Origin of the sequence: Candidatus Protofrankia californiensis, assembly GCF_900634765.1 — a bacterium.
Taxonomy (GTDB): domain Bacteria; phylum Actinomycetota; class Actinomycetes; order Frankiales; family Frankiaceae; genus Protofrankia; species Protofrankia californiensis.
The window spans coordinates 1-3145 of the sequence record NZ_CAAAFT010000186.1; the positions used below are offsets into that span (position 1 = coordinate 1).

Below are 3145 nucleotides of genomic sequence, written 5' to 3' on the forward strand. Positions count from 1 at the left end.
GTCACGGTGCTGACGCGCAGCGCCGCCGCGACTTCCTCCGGCGTGAGCAGCGAGTCTGGGTCGACCGGCTTTGGGTCTGACACGGGTTGGGCCTCCCTGTGGGGCTTGGTTGGTCTGACGGGTTCGACATTAGATGATTGGTCTAGACTAGTCAATACCAAATCTCGGCAGAGTGATGAACTTTGGTCTGTACTGGTCAAGACCAGAACGGCCGGGCTCCAGTAGCGTCGGCAGTCATGACGCCGGCTACCGAGGATCAGCCGCTGTACCTCCGCATTGCCGACGCGCTCAGGCAGCAGATCGCAGATGGCGAGCTGGCCGAGGGCACCCGTATCCCCTCGGAAGTGAAGCTGGCCGAGACGTGGGGCACGACGCGGCCGACCGTGCGCCAGGCGCTGGATGTCCTGCTCACGGAAGGGTTGATCACCAAGCAGGCGACCCGAGGGACCTTCGTTCGTCGACGGCCCGCGATCACCGTTCGTTCGTCGACCCGCTACCAGCGCCGGCCAGCGGGTGAGACGTCTCCGTTCGCCCGGGATGCCCAGCGGGAGGGCGCCGCGCCGGACTGGGTGTGGGACACCCAGCGCACCCGGGCCGAGGGACGCATCGCCGACCGACTCGGACTCGCCGTGGGCGAGCACGTCATGAAGACCCGGTACCTCTTCCGAGCCGACGGCCGGCCGGTGCAGGCGTCGGTCTCATGGGAGCCGTTCGCGCTCGTGGGCGGCACCGACATCGAGGAGCCCGAGGGCACAGACGGCGTAACCGGGGTCATCGCACGCATGGACACCATCGGTGTTCACGTCGACCGCGTCACCGAGCTGGTACGGGCCCGGCCCGCGGACGATGACGAACGCCGAGAGCTCGACGTGCCGGACGGCGTATGGGTGATGACTATCGAGCGCACCCACTGGGCCGGCGGGCGGGCCGTCGAGACGGCAGACATCACGATCCCGGCGGACCGCTACGCATTGGCCTACGAGATCCCCGTCTGAGCGTCAGAGGCCAGGCTGGCGAAGTGTCCCCGCTCTTCCTCGTGTTCGATCTGCCGGCTCTGGCAGCAGCCGGTGATCATCCCTGCGTGACGTCCGTTCCCGAGACTCCACGTCCTTCCCTGGACACAATCACTCTGTGGCGCACTATGAGTACCGCATCGTAAGAGACCGCCTCCGTCGCCTTGAAGAGCGACTCGATGAACTTGGCCAGGAAGGCTGGCGAGCCGTCGGGATCGTCGGCCGCTGGCGGCAGGCAGTCCTTCTGACCAGGAACGTTGAAGACAGGAAGGGGATGCCGGTCCTTGGCGCCCGCGTCACCGTGTCAGACGGCGCCGAGACGGGGTTCGACGCCGATGGGCTCACGGTCTCGGCTGGCCAGTTGTCCTTCCGCTGTGACGGCGAGGAGGTCAGATCCTTCGGAGTCGACGAAGTGACCGCCGTGGACTGGCATATGGGCGAGGTCAGGTCGGGCAACCTGTGGTCGGATGAAGAGAACAAACGTCTTCAGCGCGCGTTAGCAACTGGTCTTCCACCGTGGAAGATCGCATATCTCCATGGACGCAGCCCCAGCGCGATCGGCATCCAGGCGAAGAAGCTTGCACCGCTCGGCGAGGCCGGGCCGGACGACGATTCCGTCATGCCAACCGAGTCATCCCCACCGCCAGTGGCACAGCCCGAACCGCTGGCTCGCGAAAGACCGTGGAGCCTGCGAGAGGCGAGGAAGGAGGAGAGGCGTGCGCGACGAAGGCGGTAGCGGGCCTTCTCGCCTGCTGGGGTCTTCCCGCTTACTGGGTCGCGGTCGTGTAGTGCGTCGTCCTGCACCTCGGGCTTCCGGATCCCGCTGGGACAATCCGTGCACCACGCCGACGAACGCTCACCCGAGTGAGCCTTGCGTAGCAAGTGAGTGTCGCTGACTGCATCGTGAACACATGGACAACCAGGAAGTCCGCCGCATGCTGGCGCAGCCGACCGCATCTGATTACGCCAATCGTGCCGCCGAAGTGCTCGACTCGGTCAACACCGATGAGCTGGACGAGTACGGCAAGGTCGTCTACGGCTTAGCTCTCGGAGTCGTCGCAGTCGCGGCCGGAACGAAGTGGACCGACCAGTTGTCCAGCATCACGAACATCCTCGACCACTGGTCGCAGCGCGGCTAGGACGGCCCGTACGTCGGTCCCGCCAGCTTCTCGGGCAGCTCGGCATCGTCCGGCACGGAGTCGGGTCCGTGTCCATCGGCCCACACGACCCTGCATCGCTCACACGCCTGTGGGGCCTGGAAGGTGACCTTGGGTCCGAGTCCGGGCATCCGCCGGAAGCGCCGGTGTTCGGGGCAGCGCAGGACGATGCGCGGGGCGAGTCGGGGCACGGAGTCCACGACGTCAGTATGCGGTATCCGTAGCGATGGGGCTACGAACAGAATGGACGATCAGTGGGAGGGCTGCGCTTACCGGTCGAAGATGTCGTGGGTGCCGATACTGAGCCACTCGACATGTGGGCCGGGCTTCCCGGGGATCGGTTCGCCGTACTGCCAGAGCGCGCGGCCGTCGCGTGCCCACGTCATCTCGTACACGCCGGGCTCGGACTTGAAACCCTTCACCCGTAGCTTCGGGTGGAACGAGCCCGACGTCAGCCCCTCACGGAACAGCGCGACAGCGCGCATGAACGCGGCTTGCTGCGCTGGGGAGAGTCGATGGAACTCCGCGAGGAAGCGGGCAACCGGCTCGAAGGTGGGCATGGCCCACACGATAAGGGGTGGTTACAGAAAACGAACAACTACTCGTTTCGATGCAAAAACCGCAACTGTCGAGGTCAGCTCGCCTGTGGATAGGAGTCCGCGGACAGCACGTCGAGGAGCGCGTCGAACGCGGCATCACTGGTACAGATGACCGATCGTCCTGCGGCAAGGTCCTCGCGCGCTTCGTCGATCGCCTGCTGGGTGGCGGGGTCCGGCTCGTCGACCCACTCGTGAGGCTCCGGGGCGGCCACGCCGTAGATCTCCACATACACACTCTAACCCGGGTTGAGCACGTGGTGCCGATCCCCGCGACGTCCTGAAGGTCGGCGACTCCACGGCAGGCACCAAAGCGGCCAACCACTCCGCGCGGTCAGGCCGTGGAGACGGTCCACGGGACGGTTCAGATGATCGTTGG

5 protein-coding genes are annotated in these 3145 nt (G+C 65.8%); 3 read left to right on the forward strand and 2 right to left on the reverse strand.

The genetic code is table 11. The features are described 5' to 3' along the window. Window positions 1-236: 236 nt before the first annotated feature. The 3 genes from DD1DGNOD_RS10385 to DD1DGNOD_RS10395 all read left to right on the forward strand — a co-directional run bounded on the left by DD1DGNOD_RS10385 (window position 237) and on the right by DD1DGNOD_RS10395 (window position 2152). Window positions 237-995, forward strand: a complete 759-nt coding sequence (locus DD1DGNOD_RS10385) for a GntR family transcriptional regulator (protein ID WP_131769997.1) — start codon at window positions 237-239, stop codon at window positions 993-995. A 136-nt stretch (window positions 996-1131) separates the two neighbouring features. Continuing rightward, window positions 1132-1749 carry a hypothetical protein gene (locus DD1DGNOD_RS10390; RefSeq protein ID WP_131764629.1) on the forward strand — a complete coding sequence of 206 codons (618 nt, stop codon included), beginning with the start codon at window positions 1132-1134 and terminating at the stop codon, window positions 1747-1749. 175 nt (window positions 1750-1924) lie between these two features. Beyond that, complete coding sequence (locus DD1DGNOD_RS10395; RefSeq protein ID WP_131764628.1) at window positions 1925-2152, forward strand: hypothetical protein; 228 nt, start codon at window positions 1925-1927, stop codon at window positions 2150-2152. Between the two features lie 287 nt (window positions 2153-2439). Here the strand turns inward: DD1DGNOD_RS10395 and DD1DGNOD_RS10400 are convergent, their stop codons facing one another. Then, entirely contained in the window at window positions 2440-2730 is a 291-nt protein-coding gene (locus tag DD1DGNOD_RS10400; protein ID WP_131769998.1) for a hypothetical protein, read from the reverse strand. Window positions 2731-2804: 74 nt separating this feature from the next. Then, window positions 2805-3002, reverse strand: coding sequence for a hypothetical protein (locus DD1DGNOD_RS10405; protein WP_241255632.1), 198 nt, complete (start codon window positions 3000-3002; stop codon window positions 2805-2807). Window positions 3003-3145: the final 143 nt, after the last annotated feature.